The organism is Bacillus niameyensis (assembly GCF_001375535.1).
GTDB lineage: Bacteria > Bacillota > Bacilli > Bacillales > Bacillaceae_C > Lederbergia > Lederbergia niameyensis.
Map to the genome: position 1 here is coordinate 4,660,791 of NZ_LN831197.1, position 464 is coordinate 4,661,254.

Here is a 464-nt window from a genome sequence, read left to right on the forward strand (position 1 = left end):
CCTTCAACGGATTTTGTTTTAAAATCAACAAACCCTTGGATAAGGTCCTTTAAAAAGATTTGGCTATTGAAGATAAAATATGACCGTTAAGGAAGGATAGCGCATCTTTTTGATGGACATACCAGGCATCAATGTGTTGACACATCATAATGGCGTAAGTCCGTATATACTACATCTTTGTAGACCGATGCCGACCGGATTCTAAGTGATAATCGACTTTTTCTCGTTTGTTTGAACGTTCTACCGATGTTCTTCTTTTATAAACGATCTTCCATTTTTCGGATGTTCTAGGAGTCTTAGTAAAAAGTCGAAGATTGTCTTTCCCAAAAGTATGGAATGTTCTTCCGTATTTGGCTGTAGAACAAGGGCTTTTACACGTATTTTTTGTACCACAAGCTAATGGACAACGCCATTTTTGCCTATTTTGCGATTTGTCATATCCGTTTGGTTTCATTTTAAGTTTT

General features: G+C 36.6%; 1 pseudogene. It reads right to left on the reverse strand.

Features of this window, described 5'->3' with window-relative positions:
• Positions 1-169 precede the first annotated feature (169 nt).
• A pseudogene (locus BN1243_RS23145) lies at positions 170-464 on the reverse strand (transposase); the annotation flags it as partial.